We start from the raw sequence: 16,489 nt of genomic DNA, 5'->3' as shown, positions 1-16,489 counted from the left end.
GCGGCTGGGCTTGCCAGCTCTGCAAGTACTGGGAGCCGGCAATAGGCCGTGAAAGAAAGTTCAAGAAAGTGGTAGGCACAGGCCATGAATGAATTCTCCCAGCTGTTGCAAATCACCCAAGACCTGATGGCCACGGTAGAAACCCAGCAGTTACAAATAAACGGCATGCGCGAGCAGATAGCCGCGCTCTCTGAAGCTATCCAAGGTCAGCCCCCAAAACAAACTGTGGATAACCAGGAGGCAGCGTGAAAAAGGAAAAACTATTCACAATCACTCAAGCCGCCCGAACGCTGGACATGGGCAGGAATAACCTGTTGAAACTGCTACGCAATAATGACCTTTTGCACAACCGCGAACCCATGCGCAATTCACCCACAAAGACCGCGGTAAAACAGGGGCTGTTAGTTGCAGAAAACGCTGAGTACAACCGCGGCCCAGTTAAGGTGCCGTATATCAACACCAAAGTGACATCGAAAGGCATGGTGTGGATTCGGGACTTAATCGAAAAAGGAACCATCCCCCAGGCCAGCTAAAGATTTAACCGCGCCCCGGCGCATTCAGTCAGAGGTAACCATCCTTGGGCTGCCGGTACGGAGCCCCTTTTTAAAATGGGAGAACCCAATGAAAAGGTATGCACTATTTTGCGGCAGTTATAACTTACTAATGGGTGGTGCTAAAGATTTCCGGCTGTCAGCAGAAACCCTAGAAGAAGCAAAGAGAAAAGCAAAGCAAATTGCCAAAGAAAAACGCTTCAAATACTGGGTACAAATCTTCGATAAAGAAACCGATACATTCACCAGCTATAGCATTGTTAACGGTGAACTAAAGGAACGAGCTTTACCTGAATAAGCCACGGAGGGCTGCCCTGTGGGTAAGCTAGTTAAAGGCACTACCTGGGCCAGAGAGCAATTTGAATTAGGCTCTCGCCCTGGTAGGGACAAAATCATTGAATGGATCACTGCCGAACATATCCCCGGCCAAATCATCGCCGGGGAACCCTATGTCGATGCCGACAGATTCGCCATACGCGATCACACCGGCAAAAGCCCAGCTCAGAATACCGCCATCAACGATGGCCAGCCTAAAAGCGGGCTAGACCTGCTGGCAGGCTAAGAACAACACCAACAAAGCTGCAGTCGAGCAAGGAAATGGCCAGACCCAAAAAGCCCCGCATGTGGGGCGACACTCTACTACCCGATAACCTCTACCCGGACCCACGGGGACGTGAGAATTATTGGCGCTACCGCCGCCCAGACCTTAGAGATAAAGTATTCACAGCCTCGCTTGAAGACGCCATAAGAATGGCCGAGCAAGCCAATGCTCAACGCGGCAAGCAAGTAGCAAGAAAACCGATCAAGGTTCCAGATAGAGCAAGCTTCGCCTATCACGCCATAGGTTATATAGAATGGCGAACAGAGAACGACCCACGCTTACCCAGTAAAGCCAGCTGGCGCAACCGCTGTAACGCCCTGAAACGGTTTGGCGAAGCTTTCGGGGCTATTCCTATACACAAAGCCAAACTAGCTGATTTACGCAAATGGTGGGAATCCCTTACCTACCATCAACAACACGCACGCCGTGCAGAGTTTAATAAATTTTTTAATTACCTAATGGCAGAAGGTTTATGCAAACTCGATAGTAACCCCTTCACCACCGCAGACGACCGCCCTCGCCTATTGGAAAAAGGGAAGCCCACCAAGAAACGACAGCGCCTCTCACTGGAGGCTTACTGGGCCATTTATGAAAAAGCTGAAGAGCTTGGTTATGAAGCGCTTCAAATTGCTATGGGTATCAGCATGCTCACCACCATGCGCCGCGCTGATATCTGCGAGCTGCGTTTTGATAAGCACCTTCAAGGTAATCATCTACGTAAAACAATTAACAAGTCCGAGGCCCAGCGAGATAGCCTCGCAGCCAGCCACTTAAGCTTTAACCTAACGACACATCAGCAGCTAGGCAAACTTATTGGCCGGGCAAGAGAACTGAGCATCAGAAACTTTCGCTGCCCCTACATACTGAGCCACACACCTAAGCAACGGCGCACCGGAAAAACTAAAGAGCATGTTTGCCAGGTAAGCCCAGACCGACTTAGCGATATGTTCACTGAAGTCCGCAACGCTACCGGACTCTATATCGGCTTACCTAAAAACCAAACCCCACCCAGCTTCCATGAAGTGCGCAGTCTCGCCTCAGACCGATTTAAGCGAATGGGGTATGACGTGAAGTCAGTGCAGCAATTGATGGCGCATACTGATGAGCGGGTTACGCAGTCTTATCAGGCGGGACATGGTATTGATTATGAGGAGATTAGTATCTATTTGGATGAGCAGGCAATAGGAAGGGAATTTTATTAACATGCTTTGAGCAACCAAACGGATGAATAAGCCTCAATCACTATCAATGCTCCCACGCTAGGGTAGGAAAAAAATTGTTTTCAATTAAGCTTTTTATGAAGAAATAAGCATGAAAATAGCATAAGCCGCAAGAAAGCTGGGAAAAAGAAAATCAAAAACTAACCTTCTCATATTTTGAGCATGCAGAAAATAACGATACCTCCGGTCAAAAACCTTCAGCGGACCCGAAATATTATCTGCTGAGATCGCTTTATGAATTACTCGAATAGAACTTTGTATGGAATCCCACTTCGTATTATTTCTATGAAGCAAAGCAGGGATATTTTCAGCATCTCTTGTTAACTCAACACCTTCTTTTTTCAGTTTATAAATTGCCTCTTCAATTTTTGCTTTACTTTCAATAGCAGACAATACTTCTTCCTCTATAGATCCTATCTTTTCTGCCTGTGTCGACCACCAATGGTAAAGCGAGGCATTACGCGGGTCCGATGGATAATTTTCCTCATAAGCATCTTGAGAAGTCCCTTTTGATCCATAGGCCATTTTAATCCCTGTTACACGAACCTCCCACTCTTGAAAGGCCTCATACATGCTCCACAAAAAATTAAACAAAAAATAAATAATGATAATCAGCAACCCGTTATAAATATGGTCATTACTCAAACCGGTGAACTTTAATCCAAAAAAAGTGGACTCAGGATCTATTTTTACACCACCAAAAGTCATGATTAAGGATATAAAACTAACCAATACAACATTGGACCTGACCTTCTTGACTGAATCTTGAAGCTCAACCAGGACCGGCTCTCTAAAAACCTTTGAGATGCTCTCGCCATTATCACTCATTACTCAGACTCTCTCCTTAGAATCAACAACATCGGCAAAAGATAAAGACCCTTCCCGCCTTAAAGCGAGAGAAATTCATCTATGGAACAACTGACAAACAAATATGGGCAGGAATTTCAGGCATAAAAAAAGGGCCGAAAGGCCCTTTTTTCTCACCCGTAAGTTTGTGTACGGGTTTATGTGCAGTTTGTGTGCACCTTGCAGAAGTCAATTTCTTTTCTTCTACAACCCCTTGAAGCACAAGGGAAATTTGGTGGAGCTAAGCGGGATCGAACCGCTGACCTCAACACTGCCAGTGTTGCGCTCTCCCAGCTGAGCTATAGCCCCAAATTCTGCTGCCTGACGTTTCCGTCGAAAGCGGGGCGCATTTTAGCAAGGTTTAGGCGCCTGTCAACAGAAAAAATAACTTTTTAATCAATTAGTTAGCTGCCAACAATGGACGCCCTCAGAAGCTGTCAATTCCAAGGGCTATGAAGGCAGCAAAGCCTTAATTGAGCCCAGCGTACTCCTTTTCCCAGCGCTTCAGCACCTTCTTCCCGGCGCCGCCCAGTACGTCGATTGCCTGACGCAGGCGGGCGCGACTGAGGTCGGGGCCCAGGAGTACCATGGCTTCCATCACAGAGAAGGAGGCGGTGGTGCCGCTGATGGCGACAAACAGTGGGGCGTTGAAGTCTTTCAGCTTGATTTCCATGGCTGTGGACAGGGCTTTCACTGCCTGGAAGATACTGTCCTTATCCCAAGCACGCAGGGCTTCGAGGCGCCACAGGGCAAATTGCAGCAGTTTCTTCTGGTCATCCAGGGGTAGCTTGTTACCGTTGAAGCTCTCTTCGGTCAGGGGCAATTTGCCGGAGGCGAGGAAGCTAACCAGAGGAGCAAAATCTCCGAAGGTCTCCATACGCTCTTTGGCCTGTGGCAGCACCTTGAGCAGATTGTCACGGTTAAACATCCACTCGGTGAGGCGATCGGCGAGCTGCTCGTTTTCCAGCTCGCGAATCCACAGGCCATTCAGCCAGGACAGCTTCTCCACATCGAATACCGGGCCGCCCAGGGAGACACGCTGGATGTCGAAGTGTTCCAGCATCTCTTCGAGGGAGAACTTCTCACGCTCATCCGGCATGGACCAGCCCATGCGGCCCAGATAGTTCAGCAGGGCTTCGGGCATAAAGCCGGCGCGCTGGTAATAGAGGATAGAGGTGGGGTTCTTACGCTTGGACAGCTTGGTCTTGTCCGGGTTGCGCAACAGCGGTAAGTGGCAGAGCACCGGCATTTCCCACCCAAAGTATTCATACAGCAGCTTGTGCTTGGGCGCAGAGTTAATCCACTCTTCACCACGAAGTACATGGGTGATCTCCATCAGGTGATCATCTACCACATTCGCCAGGTGGTAAGTGGGCATTCCATCGGACTTGAGCAAAATCTGGGCATCTACCTGAGCCCAGTCAATCTCGATAGTACCGCGCAGCAGGTCTTCCACTACACAAGTGCCGCTCTCAGGCACATTCATGCGCACAACATAAGGCGCTCCGGCGGCGCGGCGCTTCTCTACCTCTTCTTCCGGCAGGGCGAGGTCGCTGGGCTTCAGTGAAGTGCGCCCTGCTTCGCGCAATCCTTCACGCAGCTGCTCCAGTTCTTCCGCAGTACGGTAACAGTGGAAGGCATGTCCTTTCTGTACCAGCTCGTCGCAGTAAGTTTTGTAGATATCACCGCGTTCGCTCTGGCGGTAGGGGCCGTGGGGACCTCCTACATCGGGCCCTTCCTGCCAATCCAAACCCAACCAGCGCAAGCTGTCGAGAATCGCTTTCTCGGATTCCGGGGTGCTGCGCTGCTGATCGGTATCTTCAATACGAAGTACAAACTGGCCACCCTGTGCGCGGGCAAAACACTGGTTGAAGAGAGCGATATAGGCAGTACCAACATGGGGATCACCGGTTGGTGAAGGTGCAATTCGGGTTCTTACGGTCATGACAAACCTGATAGAAGATAGATAAAGGACTGTTAAGGCGCGGGATTATAGCGCTGGCTTGCCCCTGGGCCCAGGCGGTATTTTTTCAACAAAAAGATGCTTTTCGTGCCATAGCTCAAATAAAGTACACAATTGACGTGACTTGATTCACGAAAAAAGTATGATTGCCGCCATAAACATGGAATAGCTTGACTAACGCAATAGCCCTTATTGTGCAGGGATTTCCGTGAGCAACTTTTCCTCAAAATGATAAATCAACGGCTCAGGAAGATAGGCCATGAAAAAAAATGTAGTTCGTTCTCTGGTCTCTGCAGTCGCAGCAGGCTTACTCTTCAGCGCTTCAACGACCTCAATGGCTGCTGGCGCTAGTGCAGATAGTACAATCACCCTGAGCATTACCCCTGCAATTGAAATTAGTGGAGTCGAAGACATCCTAATTACAGTTGACGATCTTGGTGACAGCGCAGAAGGTGACGATACCTTTTGTGTGGCCGGCTTCGGCTTCTCAAAATTTAGTATCACATTTCAAAGTGATAACACTGACAGTGATACTGCATTTAACCTGAAGGGGAATGGTATAGATGTCGGTTATAGCGTTGGCTTCGTAAACGACACCTCTAATCTCTATCAGGAAGTAACAAGCGGTACTCCCGTTACCAACTTGGATAGACAGGCTGCTTCCTGTGGCTCAGACAATGCTCATTTCCAAGTAACTGTGGATCAAAATGAATGGCAGCAGCCCGATGTGCTAAATGGCACAACTTACACTGATATTCTCGAAATTACCGTAGCTTCCGAGTAATTTAGAGGGCAGTTGGACTCTAGCAACTGCTCCGACAGCTCCTTATGGCAGGACGTCACCCGAGAGGGCTGGCGCTGGCTTTTTGCTTGGCGCAAGCCCTTCAATCTGATGCCCTAGCGGCAACAGCGGCTACCTTCTTGCTGGAAACATCAGCGCCGGAAGGGTTTGATGCGCTGCTAGTCTCCGAACATCTTGTGGTTGATCTCTATTACGGTGGTAAGGAAATTGGGGCCGCGCAGGTTTCAGTAGAGTCTAACCGTATCCGCTTTGATTCCCCCGAATCTGTACTCGTCCTTCTGCCAGAAGTGAATGACCCCGAACGGGTACTCACTTTACTGGGAACAAGCCAGTCCAAAAATACACAATATATCTGTCACTCGGCTAGACAAGTGAACTGTGGATACCTGCTGCCTGAGGAGTTCGCAGTTATCTATGACGAAGAGCGTTTTCGGCTTGATTTGTTTTTTGCACCCGAGCTGTTGCCTCTGCAGGCAGCGATTAAAGACCCTTACTTACCGGCTGCCAGTAGTGACTTCTCTGTAATTCAGAATCTAAGTGGCACCTGGAGTGGTGTCGAAAGTGATTGGGGCCCAAATAGTTACCAGGCAACATTGAGCGGCAATACCATTATCAGTTTTGGTGAGAGCGCGCTGCACAGCCTCTGGTCCAACGCAACAGAACAGGGTGGCCGGCTTCATAACTTGCACTGGAGCAGGGATTTTCGTGGGCAGGCCTATTCAATAGGGTTATTGCAGCCACAAGGTGGGCTTAATTTTTTTAAGTCTAAAGAGACTATATACGGCTTGGAGTTGCGAAACTCCCAGCGAAGCCGTACCGATATTAAGTACCAGCAAGGAGCCCCACTGGAAATTAATATGCCAGTACGCGGGCGGGTTGAAGTCTATCGGGATAAGCGCCTGGTTCACACAGAACTATTGGAGGCAGGTAACCGTTTATTAAATACCTCCACTATGCCGCATGGTGCCTATGAAGTGGAGATTCGTACATATGATGAGACCGGGCGAGCACTCAGCCAGCACACAGAATTTTTTGCCAAGGACTCGTTGCTGCCGGCTCCGGGAGAGTGGTTGTGGAGCTTCCAAGCAGGGTTACCCACTCTACCCTACAATACCGGCACTTTGCCCGAGTATTATGATGAAGGACTGGTTCAAGGCTCGATTGCGCGCCGCCTTTCAACCGGCACAGGACTATTCGCGTCAGTAGCTACCACCGAGAAGCAACAACTGGCAGAGGTTGGCCTGCGCTGGGTGGGGCAATATCTGGAATTTTCCCCAAGCCTGGTTACTACCAGTGAAGGCCGTAATGGCCACCGTTTTCAAGCTCTAATCAAAACGCCTTTTGCCACCATAAATGCGATGGAGGCCAGGCTTCCAGCAAAAGACCAGCGGCCTTTCGATAACAACTATCAGCTTTTACCCGGAGGGTATTCCCAGCGCAGCTTTAGCTTACAAAGCGGTATTCTGGGTGGGCATCTTTCCCTGCGCCATAGCGAGCGGGACAAAGCTCAAAATCTATTACCCAGTGATTTCACTCTGGATAACACTGCCGATGGAGCACGTAAACTAACAACCCTGGAGTTTCGCCGCACTTTCTTTCAAAGCGCAAATTGGCTAGGCAATGCCAGCTTCTCCTACGGCAAAGCAGATGGGCTGCAATATTCCAACCTTGGTATCGAGTTCCGCCTGCGATCAAAGCACTGGCAGCACACCGCTAATTTGCACAGTGAGAATAGTGATAGCGGAACAGACGGGGAACGGTTGGCTTTTCATACCCGCTGGCGTGACCGTGACTTATGGGCACCAGAGTTTGAGCAGAAACTCTTTGTTGAAAAAGCACCGGGGGCAAATTACCTGGAAAGCCGTACCCACCTGGCGGGACATATGGGCTATGCAAGTGCCACTGTCGGTTTTACTCATGATGATCAGGGTGATGCCATTAATTATCTGGGAGGCTTTAGCACCAACTTGATTTCCACAGGTCGAGAGCTGGCCTGGGGAGGCGAAAGGGCATTGGAAAGCGCAGTTATTGTCGATATTGAAGGAAGTGATCAACAAAATTTTGAAGTACTGGTGAATGGTGTTCGGCGCGGCTATGCCAAGGGTGGTAACAAATCTGTTATTAATCTACCGGCTTTTAAAAGTTACGATTTGTCACTGCGCCCGCTTGAACAAGGCTTCTTTGATTTTCGCGAGAGAAGTGAAACTGTCACCCTTTATCCCGGCAACGTAAGTTCAGCGAGCTACCAGATCTTGCCCCAAACACTGGTTTTAGGCCGACTAAGCGATGAAGGCATAGGAATAGCCAACATTCAGGTTTTCATCGGCGACCACAATACTGTTACCGATCAATATGGCGTTTTCCAACTGGAAGTGAGTGGCGACCAGCAAACTCTAACCGCCCAGGAAATTACCTGGAGTAACTGCCGCATCCCTATAAAAATCCAATCCGGTGGGGAAAACTGGCTAAATCTAGGCACCATTGAGCAATCTCGCGCTCTTTGCCAAATCGAATACACCTCGGAGGCAAAAGGTGTACGCCAATAAAACACTTCTAAAAAAAGCTATTTGGCCTGTTTATTTTATGCTTATCCTAGCTATGGGATTGAGCTTACCAGTGAATTCGCAGACCAGTTGTTCCAGTAATGGTAGTTTACGCACTTGTAATCTTGGGGGATCCCACACTTTAAATTACGAAACAGACCCCAAGGATATCCCTTTCACCTTACGCAGTCATCGACGCGGTAATGCCTGGTCGTACTATTTAGAAATATCACCGCTAAACGGCAATACTTTTTCACTGGTCTCAGATAACGGAGAGCAGATTGATATTTCTATAACATTCACTTCCAACGGAGGCATTACAGAGGTATTAAATCCAGGAGTTCTGGCCGGCTCCTTTGGTGGTACCACAACCGATACAGGTGCTTTTCTTTCTGTCGAGGTAGATGGTTCTCTCACTCCATCTTCCAGTCGATACTCTGGCAACTTTCAAATGGAACTAAGCCAGTATTTTTTAATTTTCCCCATTGATACAGAAACCATAGAGTTCGACATAGTCTTGGAAGTAGAACCAAATATTACTATTCGCAACCTGGGAGATATCGACCTGAGTAATTCAGGCATCACTTTGGGCCAGATTATTAAGGGATCAGAAGATTTCTGTGTAGGCGGTATCGGATTCTCCAACTATACCGTTAACCTTAGCAGTAGTAATGGCAGTACCGGCGGTGGTGGAAGCAGCGGTTATGAGTTAGGTGGATCAAGCGAAAATATACCCTATACAGTAACTTTCTCAGATGACTTAACGGGCACCAGCGGCATAGCGCCCGGGGGACTCGGGGACGTGCCTGGTAGCTTCTCCCGCAGGACTGATGAGTCCTGTATTTCTGACAACGCGAGAATCTATATCAGCGTCTCCCCGTCAGACTGGGAAAATGCCAACGAACCGTTTTATACCGATGTTTTGACGGTGACGGTTAGTAGCCAGTAGATTTACCACAGGAGCCAGCGTCAAATAAAACCTCTCAAGGCAGAAAAATATAAAAAGCCACTAACTTTATTAGTCGCTATATCGAAAAAAATTTAGGCTAACTGTTAAGAGGGAAACGAACCCTTTCGCTTTTGCGCCCACGTAACAGTACTTCCAACTCCCCATCTTTTGGGATGTCCTCAAGTGAGAAATTAGTTCTGGCATACAAACGGCCCGATACATTCAATTTCCTACAGTTTCCATCGTCGAGGCAATGACGTACTTCAACAACTTCAATATTGATATTGCCATCATTAACCAGCTTGTAGCTATCTCCTTCCCCAACAAGCTCAACTTTATACTGGCCGCTGCTTGGCTGCACAAATACCAAGGCCTGGTAGGCTACGAGTATTTTTAAGGCCGTTTGCTCAGTTTTGATTTTTCCGACAACTGGCTTAAACGTCACCCGATAAACTTTCTCTTCTTCCAGGTCACGATCCAAGGCCATCAGGCGGAAACGTCTTCTTTCTCCTGGTGCCAGGACAGCCTTGGCCGGGCTAACAAGAAGCTTGAATTCATCGGGGTTCACCACCCTTACACGCTGCTCATTCTCCTGCCCGGGGTTATCCACCCGGAAAATCTCTGTTTGTAAGTACAGAGTCTCATTATCCGGGTTGGTGATTACAACGTCATCCCGAGCACTGGGAGCGTCATCGAGGTAAAGGATTACTTTGTCTAGAGACATCGCAGCCAGGGCTGGCTGTGAAATTGCCAAAAGCAATGCAAGGAATATCTTTTTCATAGGAAAGTGAATAACTCGGCATTCATTATTCTGGTGGCGGTATTTTACACTAGGAGTGGGCGGCAGTTGGCTTTATTTACCAATCAAGCCTTGGGAAAGATAATTATTTCTCTGTAATAACCAATTGAGAGTAATCTTTCAGTCGCACTTCAGAGAGGCAATCTCCAGCCCCCAGTGAAAGCGGCTTCTGCTGTTCACCTTCATCCAACCCAGTTGCGACCAAGGAGAAATGCTGTGTGGGAATCTGTCTCAAACACAGCTCGCGCTTAGCTCCCTTCTCAAACTGGCGCCACTCAGCTCGGGTGGGCAATATCAATATAATCCGGGCGCTAGCGGATACTGCATTGCCTGCTGCGACAATACTTTGCATTGAAGATGGCGCCACCCTAAAGATGAGCTGCACCAAAGCCAGCGTTAAACTTCCCACCATACCTCTCAGAGCCCCAGCACCATCACATTTGCGTAAACTGCAGTTGGCAATCCAGCCTAATTCAATCCCTAATGCCGGCTCATGGTACCAGGCGCCAATATTTCAGCCCCACCATGCTTGCAACAACTGGAGCACAGTCTATTTTTCCTGTAAGACCCGGGCCTACCCAGGTCGGAAACACCCATTGGTGACAGGGGCCTCTCGCCCCAAATCCAGCCGACAATAACACCCGCTTTCCGGACTTTACTCACATGCTAATCGCGCACCGAGGCGACAAGACCCGCCAACCGGAGAATACAATCGCCGCCTTCGAAGCAGCCCATAACTTGGGGGCCTGCGCAATCCAGTGCGATGTCCGCTTTAGCCTGGACGGAACACCCTGGTGTTTCCACAGCGATACACTGCAATTGCCCAGCGATAAGCGCGTGCACTTCTTTCACGAACTGAGGGACTCACAACTACACCACCAGCCCATCAACTCATTTATCCAACTGGTGGACTGGGCAAGCTGTCATCGCCACCTGGACTGGTTTGTAGGGATTTCCGCATCCAATATTACCGGCATCGGTTTCACCGCAGCAGTGGAAAAGCTGCTGGACCTCATGCGAAATGAACGCGAATCCTTCGCCCTGCTCTCCCAGGACTGTCGCAGCTTACGTGCTGCACGCAATATGGGTTGGCACAGGGTGGCACTGCAGATCAGCTGCGTCTCCCGCTGTCTATCGGCAGATATTGTTACTCTTGCTCCTGAGTATCTGCTGATTCGGGACAGTTTTGTTGAGTGCAATGAACTACCACCGGGGCCTTGGCAGTGGGTTGTTTATGAAATCAACTCCACAGAGGAGGCCGTTCTCTGGCGTAAACGCGGCGCACACCATATCCTGACCGGTAACCTGCCATTATTAATGCGCTCCCGGGAAGCGAGTGATGTCTACGGATTTTGACGTTCTAGTCGTCGGCGCCGGAATTCTCGGCGCCGGTACCGCTGAGGCCCTGGCACAAGCCCATCACTCTGTCGTCATTTTGGAGCAGCTGGGGATTGCTGCTGCGACCTCCTCACGCTCTTCAAAACTGATTCACGGTGGCTTGCGATATCTGGAAAGCGGACAATTCCGCTTGGTTTATGAGTGCCTGCGCGAACGCAGCTGGTTACTGGATAACAAACCTCAGCTGGTGCGCATGGTGCCTTTTTATATCCCTGTGTATCGCAACAGCAAAAGATCTCCCTGGATGGTCAGACTGGGGCTCAGCCTTTATGCCCTACTCTCCGGTATTCGAAATGGCGACTCTAGATTCCGATCCCTGCCTAGGTCTGAATGGGATACCCTGCCCGGTCTAAAGCGTGAAGATTTACTTGCCGTATTCCGCTACTACGATGCACAGACAGATGATGCCGCCCTCACCCGTGATGTGGTTGCATCCGCAATTGCCCATGGTGCACAGATTATCTGTCCCGGCAGTTTGGTAGGAGCGGAGGTCACTGAAGATTGTGTACGGATTGACTATGTGGCCGACGGTAAACTCAACACACTGCGCACCCGTGCCCTGGTCAACTGCAGCGGCCCCTGGGTCGCCACTACAAATGCCCGCTGCTCACCGCCAGTCGCCCTTCCACCAATAGATCTGGTCGCAGGCACCCACATATTGCTCCCGCTATCTCTTGGCAACAAAATCTTTTATGTGGAAGCTGATGATGGGCGCGCAGTTTTTGTGATGCCCTGGCAGGATAAAACCCTGGTGGGCACCACAGAGCGTCCTTATTGTGGCGATCCGCGGGATGTGTCCCCCACAATTGAGGAGGAGTCCTACCTGCTGCGCACTGTGCAGCAGTACTTCACCCAGACTCGCGGGCTGCAAGCTGAAGATATCTGTGAAAGCTTTGCCGGTCTGCGGGTACTACCTGAAGCGGAGAAAAGCCCATTTGCACGCTCAAGGGAATCTATGATCTGCTGCGATGATGAGCGCAAACCTCGGATTCTCGCCGTAGCCGGTGGGAAACTCACCAGCTACCGCGCCACTGCGCGAAAACTGGCACGGAAACTCGAAGCCACTCTGCAGGATAAGGCAACATCAACTCACGAAAGCACTGAAACCTCTAGCCATTCCAGCACCTCTGAGCGGGAACGGAACCTCTAATCGATCAAAAGAATTCAATGCTTCTCTCGATTAACCGTAATAAAGTCCCGCGCAGAGCTTAATTCTACGATAGCAAAATAGGGACGTGGTAATTTTCAGTGAAAATATCAGTGGAGAGGTCGGCAGCCAGTTATGGAAAAACCATACAAAACTACAGTACCTTCTAATCAAACCTCTACTCTAACCGAATCTCTAAAGGAACAAAGAGTTTAGGTATTTGGCACTACAGGAGTGGATTAGTTTTACCGAAAATCTATTGAAGAGCAGTACTCATGTGAGTAACAAGTTTCAGCCAGCAGAGAGAAACCCTTTGCACCCGCTGGCTTATTGCCCCCTACTTCTAACCTTCCTCTACACTAGAATTCATTACAGCTACACACATGCTTCCAGGGCCTGAGCAAGGCCCTTGTAATACATAGGTGGCTCGCTTATCACATCCGGCAACACCATATGTTCTGGTACCCAATTGGTGGATAGTTATAGATGAAGCATCACAATTTAAGTCAAAAGGCGCCCTCTTAGAGACGGTTTCTTTCATCAGAGTAGTGCAACCTCCCAAAGCCATTGCTGCAATACTCAGACAGATTAGTTTACTTCTCATACTTAATTCCTTTTATCAGATATACTCTTAAAAACAGCAAGCTATCAATTTTTTCTGGCTAGCCATACTTCTAGGAAGATGAAAAATAATACGCTCTAACGTAAGCTGCATCAATATAATGATACTTCTGAAGTTTTTATCTGAGCACTCAATAAGTTATCAAATATATAGCTAGAGTGGATGCCGCCATTGTTTTGAACCCAGGTTATCCACTCTCCTAAAGGATAGTGCCTTCCCCCTCGCCTAACCAGATAGGGGCAATAGTACCGAAAAAAGCATTACCTGCAGAAATACCTATGAACAGCAGACCCAATATGCTTGTTATTGATACATTTAACAGCATACAAAGCTAAGGGTAAAATCAAATAGCTAGTAACAGGCACAATTATACCCACTGCAACAACTACTTGGAGGAATTTTTGATCTGGTAAAATTTGGGCCACTCCATCAGGAATAAAATATACGAGGGGCACCAACGATAAAAAAGTGATAAATACAACGAGATGCCTGTTGTGGTGACGCATGGACTTTCTCCCACCCCTCTTATTAACACAAGAGGGGCTCTGAACTACTTTTGGTTAGTTGCACTAAGGTAGCTGTTGTATACCCAGCGGTATGTAGTGTGCTGAGCTAATATTTCGCCGAGTTCCATTCCATGTTCACTTCGCCAATCGTCCATTATCTCTGCCAACACAGATGACCAGGTGGCAACCTTAACCCCCGCTTGGCTCATACGATGCATAGCCGCTTGCATAACGGTGTTATTCCAAGTACCAGAGGCATCTACCACAGCATATACATCATATCCTTCTGCCACGGCAGAAATCGCGGGAAACATCAGGCAAACATCTGTAACGATACCTGCCATAATAATTTTTTTACGGCCCGTCGCTGCTATAGCTCGTTTAAATTCTGCGCTTTTCCAAGCATTTATCTCACCCGCGCGCTCAATTATTTCATCGCCCAAGATATCTGTTATTTCTGGCATAACTGGTCCATTCGGACCGTCAGGCATACTTGCAGTAACAACAGTGGGCATGTTTACTGTTTTAGCAAGACTTGTCAGCCCCTTAATATTCTGGGTCATTAGATGGGGATCCATATCCCGACAACTCACCAGCAACCCTGTTTGATGGTCAACTAACGCCAATACAGAATTATCTACCGTCAATGTCTCAACGTACTTATTCATGCATTTACCTTCTCATTTACTGATTGGATTTCCTAACTACAATGGCACTAATATCGGTATCCGCTATTAATTTACCGCTGTAACTTCTGATCAAATCTCCATCTGTTACAGTCTCTTTTTGCTCCTCTTCAATAAATCGGCCGCTACCTTTGGTTAGATACACCAGAGATTCACTGTTAATTGATAGTTGCTGATCCGCCGATAAATTGGCAATTTCAATAATCGTACTGCTATCGAAAGTAATTGTTTGGTTCTTATTTCCCCCATAAATTCTTGTAACTCCACTTTCGGCAGGTATGTAATACTTGTAACCAGCGGCCTGGCCAGGCGCTGTAGGTAGAACCCATAGCTGGATCATTCGGTTTTTCCTGGTATCTGGATTTACTTCATTGTGAGTAAAACCCTGACCTCCCGCCCGCTGGACTTGTACGCCACCTTTTTCCAACCCCCTGCCATCTTCTAATGAGCCTTCATGCTGTATACGCCCATTTATCATCACCGAGATAACATCTATCTCATGATGTGGATGCATGCCCGTTTCACCACGGGGTTTAAAGCGCGCATCGGCCAAATACACAAAGTTATCCAGGCCTTCAAAGGTATTTGGGCGTTTATGAGGGCCAAATACACGACTGTCGGTTACCAGCCTGTGCTCTTTTAGCCCAGCAAAACCACCTAACGGTAACAAGTCACGAGTGAGAATCTTCAAAATGTGCCTCCCAGACATTTGCAATACGGGAGCATCTTAGGTGCAATCTATTGTTTGATATATACTAAAAAATGAAAAAAATTATTTCATTTTTAACAACAATAGATTTCCATGATTCACGACTTAAACGATATGATGGTTTTTTTGGCGGTGGTAGAGACAGGCAGTTTTACTCAAGCTGCAGACCGTCTGGGAATTCCAAAAGCCAACGTAAGCAGAAAGGTCGCTCGGCTAGAAGATCGACTATCCGTCAAGCTATTAGAACGTTCTACCCGCTCCCAGGCTTTAACAGAAGCAGGAAGAAAGTATTTAAGTCACTGTAAACGTATTGAAGAAGAAATGATGCTGGCAGAGGCCGAAGTTTCTGAGGTACTACAAGTTCACCGCGGTCCTATTAAGGTTGGCGCATCAATCACTATCGGCCAGCAAATCCTAAAACCAGCCCTGGCAATTTTTTTGAATCACTATCCAGAAATACAAATGAATTTGAGCCTGGTGAACCATCGGGTAGACCTGATCGAGGAGGGTTTTGACGTTGTTGTACGGGTTGGGGAAATGGATGACTCAAGGCTGATTGCGAGGCCCCTCGGTCACGCCTGCAGAAAAATTTATGCCAGCCCTGATTATCTCAATAAAAATGGTACACCTTTAAATGTCAAAGAACTTGTACATCACCAGTGGCTATTTATGAACGCCTTGGGTAATGAGTCAAAAATTATTTTGCAAAATGGAAATAGGGTTTTTCAACAAAAAATAAAACCGAGGTTTTACTCAGATGACCTCTCAACTATTAAACAAGCAACAATTGATTCTTGTGGTATCGCAGTCTTACCAGATTACATGTGCTTTCAAGAAGTTAAAGAGGGCACTCTTATTAACCTACTACCAAAATGGAGCATGGAAAGAATAGGTATATATGCACTGTATCCCCAAAATCGCGCCAAGATTGCAAAGGTAGGTGCTTTTATAGAATTTCTATCAGATGTATTTGAGCGAAAAGGTTTACGATTCTGACTTTTTTATACTGGTTTCCTATCATCAACTTGGTACCTCTTCCAAATATCTTTGACCTTCATGAACAAAAATCCTCGGCCATTAGCTTTTTCTATCGATGACTTGCATAGCAAGCCCTGTCCATACAGGGGCGCCATAATGGTTACCGTAG

At 48.0% G+C, this 16,489-nt stretch carries 17 protein-coding genes and 1 tRNA gene; 11 read left to right on the top strand and 7 right to left on the bottom strand.

All coding sequences use genetic code 11. The features are described 5' to 3' along the window. The first annotated feature begins 84 nt into the window (after positions 1 to 84). The 5 genes from ACJJJB_RS01395 (at position 85) to ACJJJB_RS01375 (ending at position 2,354) form a co-directional block, all read left to right on the top strand. Positions 85 to 249: a hypothetical protein gene (locus ACJJJB_RS01395; protein ID WP_020412065.1), complete on the top strand. Its 165-nt coding sequence runs from the start codon at positions 85 to 87 to the stop codon at positions 247 to 249. Further along, positions 246 to 533 carry a phage antirepressor KilAC domain-containing protein gene (locus tag ACJJJB_RS01390; protein ID WP_445365557.1) on the top strand — a complete coding sequence of 96 codons (288 nt, stop codon included), beginning with the start codon at positions 246 to 248 and terminating at the stop codon, positions 531 to 533. The genes ACJJJB_RS01395 and ACJJJB_RS01390 overlap by 4 nt, the downstream gene beginning before the upstream one ends. 88 nt (positions 534 to 621) lie before the next feature. After that, complete coding sequence (locus ACJJJB_RS01385; protein ID WP_445365556.1) at positions 622 to 849, top strand: hypothetical protein; 228 nt, start codon at positions 622 to 624, stop codon at positions 847 to 849. A gap of 18 nt (positions 850 to 867) precedes the next feature. Continuing rightward, on the top strand, positions 868 to 1,113 hold the full coding sequence (locus ACJJJB_RS01380; RefSeq protein ID WP_157533347.1) for a hypothetical protein: 246 nt from the start codon (positions 868 to 870) through the stop codon (positions 1,111 to 1,113). 35 nt (positions 1,114 to 1,148) lie between these two features. Beyond that, positions 1,149 to 2,354, top strand: coding sequence for a tyrosine-type recombinase/integrase (locus ACJJJB_RS01375; protein WP_445365555.1), 1,206 nt, complete (start codon positions 1,149 to 1,151; stop codon positions 2,352 to 2,354). 93 nt (positions 2,355 to 2,447) lie between these two features. On the opposite strand, the gene ACJJJB_RS01370 is transcribed toward ACJJJB_RS01375, so the two are convergent. From ACJJJB_RS01370 to gltX, 3 genes are all read right to left on the bottom strand, one after another. Continuing rightward, the gene (locus ACJJJB_RS01370; RefSeq protein WP_445365554.1) at positions 2,448 to 3,200 is read right to left on the bottom strand and encodes a hypothetical protein; all 753 of its coding nucleotides are present in this window, start codon (positions 3,198 to 3,200) and stop codon (positions 2,448 to 2,450) included. A 251-nt stretch (positions 3,201 to 3,451) separates the two neighbouring features. Next, positions 3,452 to 3,527, bottom strand: a tRNA-Ala gene (locus ACJJJB_RS01365). Positions 3,528 to 3,687: 160 nt separating this feature from the next. Continuing rightward, positions 3,688 to 5,163, bottom strand: coding sequence for a glutamate--tRNA ligase (gene gltX, locus ACJJJB_RS01360; protein WP_020412055.1), 1,476 nt, complete (start codon positions 5,161 to 5,163; stop codon positions 3,688 to 3,690). A 277-nt stretch (positions 5,164 to 5,440) separates the two neighbouring features. Between gltX and ACJJJB_RS01355 the strand changes: the two genes are divergently transcribed. The 3 genes from ACJJJB_RS01355 to ACJJJB_RS01345 all read left to right on the top strand — a co-directional run bounded on the left by ACJJJB_RS01355 (position 5,441) and on the right by ACJJJB_RS01345 (position 9,475). After that, a complete protein-coding gene (locus ACJJJB_RS01355; RefSeq protein ID WP_020412054.1) occupies positions 5,441 to 5,965 on the top strand; it encodes a hypothetical protein in 525 nt (174 codons plus the stop codon). Between the two features lie 44 nt (positions 5,966 to 6,009). Continuing rightward, positions 6,010 to 8,529: a TcfC E-set like domain-containing protein gene (locus ACJJJB_RS01350; RefSeq protein ID WP_445365553.1), complete on the top strand. Its 2,520-nt coding sequence runs from the start codon at positions 6,010 to 6,012 to the stop codon at positions 8,527 to 8,529. Between the two features lie 70 nt (positions 8,530 to 8,599). Next, complete coding sequence (locus ACJJJB_RS01345) at positions 8,600 to 9,475, top strand: hypothetical protein (RefSeq protein WP_445365552.1); 876 nt, start codon at positions 8,600 to 8,602, stop codon at positions 9,473 to 9,475. A gap of 97 nt (positions 9,476 to 9,572) precedes the next feature. On the opposite strand, the gene ACJJJB_RS01340 is transcribed toward ACJJJB_RS01345, so the two are convergent. Both ACJJJB_RS01340 and ACJJJB_RS01335 read right to left on the bottom strand, forming a co-directional pair. Beyond that, positions 9,573 to 10,256 (bottom strand): fimbrial biogenesis chaperone, encoded by a 684-nt coding sequence (locus tag ACJJJB_RS01340; protein ID WP_445365551.1) that lies wholly within the window; start codon positions 10,254 to 10,256, stop codon positions 9,573 to 9,575. Between the two features lie 103 nt (positions 10,257 to 10,359). Beyond that, a complete protein-coding gene (locus ACJJJB_RS01335) occupies positions 10,360 to 10,626 on the bottom strand; it encodes a hypothetical protein (RefSeq protein WP_282951577.1) in 267 nt (88 codons plus the stop codon). 311 nt (positions 10,627 to 10,937) lie between these two features. Between ACJJJB_RS01335 and ACJJJB_RS01330 the strand changes: the two genes are divergently transcribed. Beyond that, positions 10,938 to 11,630, top strand: a complete 693-nt coding sequence (locus ACJJJB_RS01330; RefSeq protein ID WP_020412049.1) for a glycerophosphodiester phosphodiesterase family protein — start codon at positions 10,938 to 10,940, stop codon at positions 11,628 to 11,630. After that, complete coding sequence (locus tag ACJJJB_RS01325; RefSeq protein ID WP_020412048.1) at positions 11,614 to 12,822, top strand: glycerol-3-phosphate dehydrogenase/oxidase; 1,209 nt, start codon at positions 11,614 to 11,616, stop codon at positions 12,820 to 12,822. The genes ACJJJB_RS01330 and ACJJJB_RS01325 overlap by 17 nt, the downstream gene beginning before the upstream one ends. 1,169 nt (positions 12,823 to 13,991) lie before the next feature. Here the strand turns inward: ACJJJB_RS01325 and ACJJJB_RS01320 are convergent. Both ACJJJB_RS01320 and ACJJJB_RS01315 read right to left on the bottom strand, forming a co-directional pair. Further along, the gene (locus ACJJJB_RS01320; protein WP_445365550.1) at positions 13,992 to 14,615 is read right to left on the bottom strand and encodes an isochorismatase family protein; all 624 of its coding nucleotides are present in this window, start codon (positions 14,613 to 14,615) and stop codon (positions 13,992 to 13,994) included. Between the two features lie 16 nt (positions 14,616 to 14,631). Then, positions 14,632 to 15,324: a pirin family protein gene (locus ACJJJB_RS01315; protein ID WP_445365549.1), complete on the bottom strand. Its 693-nt coding sequence runs from the start codon at positions 15,322 to 15,324 to the stop codon at positions 14,632 to 14,634. A 111-nt stretch (positions 15,325 to 15,435) separates the two neighbouring features. On the opposite strand from ACJJJB_RS01315, the gene ACJJJB_RS01310 reads away from it, so the two are divergent. Then, on the top strand, positions 15,436 to 16,338 hold the full coding sequence (locus ACJJJB_RS01310; RefSeq protein ID WP_444945670.1) for a LysR family transcriptional regulator: 903 nt from the start codon (positions 15,436 to 15,438) through the stop codon (positions 16,336 to 16,338). The last annotated feature ends 151 nt before the right edge of the window (positions 16,339 to 16,489 follow it).

The sequence above is a fragment of the Microbulbifer variabilis genome (assembly GCF_052468405.1).
This window is presented reverse-complemented; position numbering and strand designations above follow the sequence as displayed.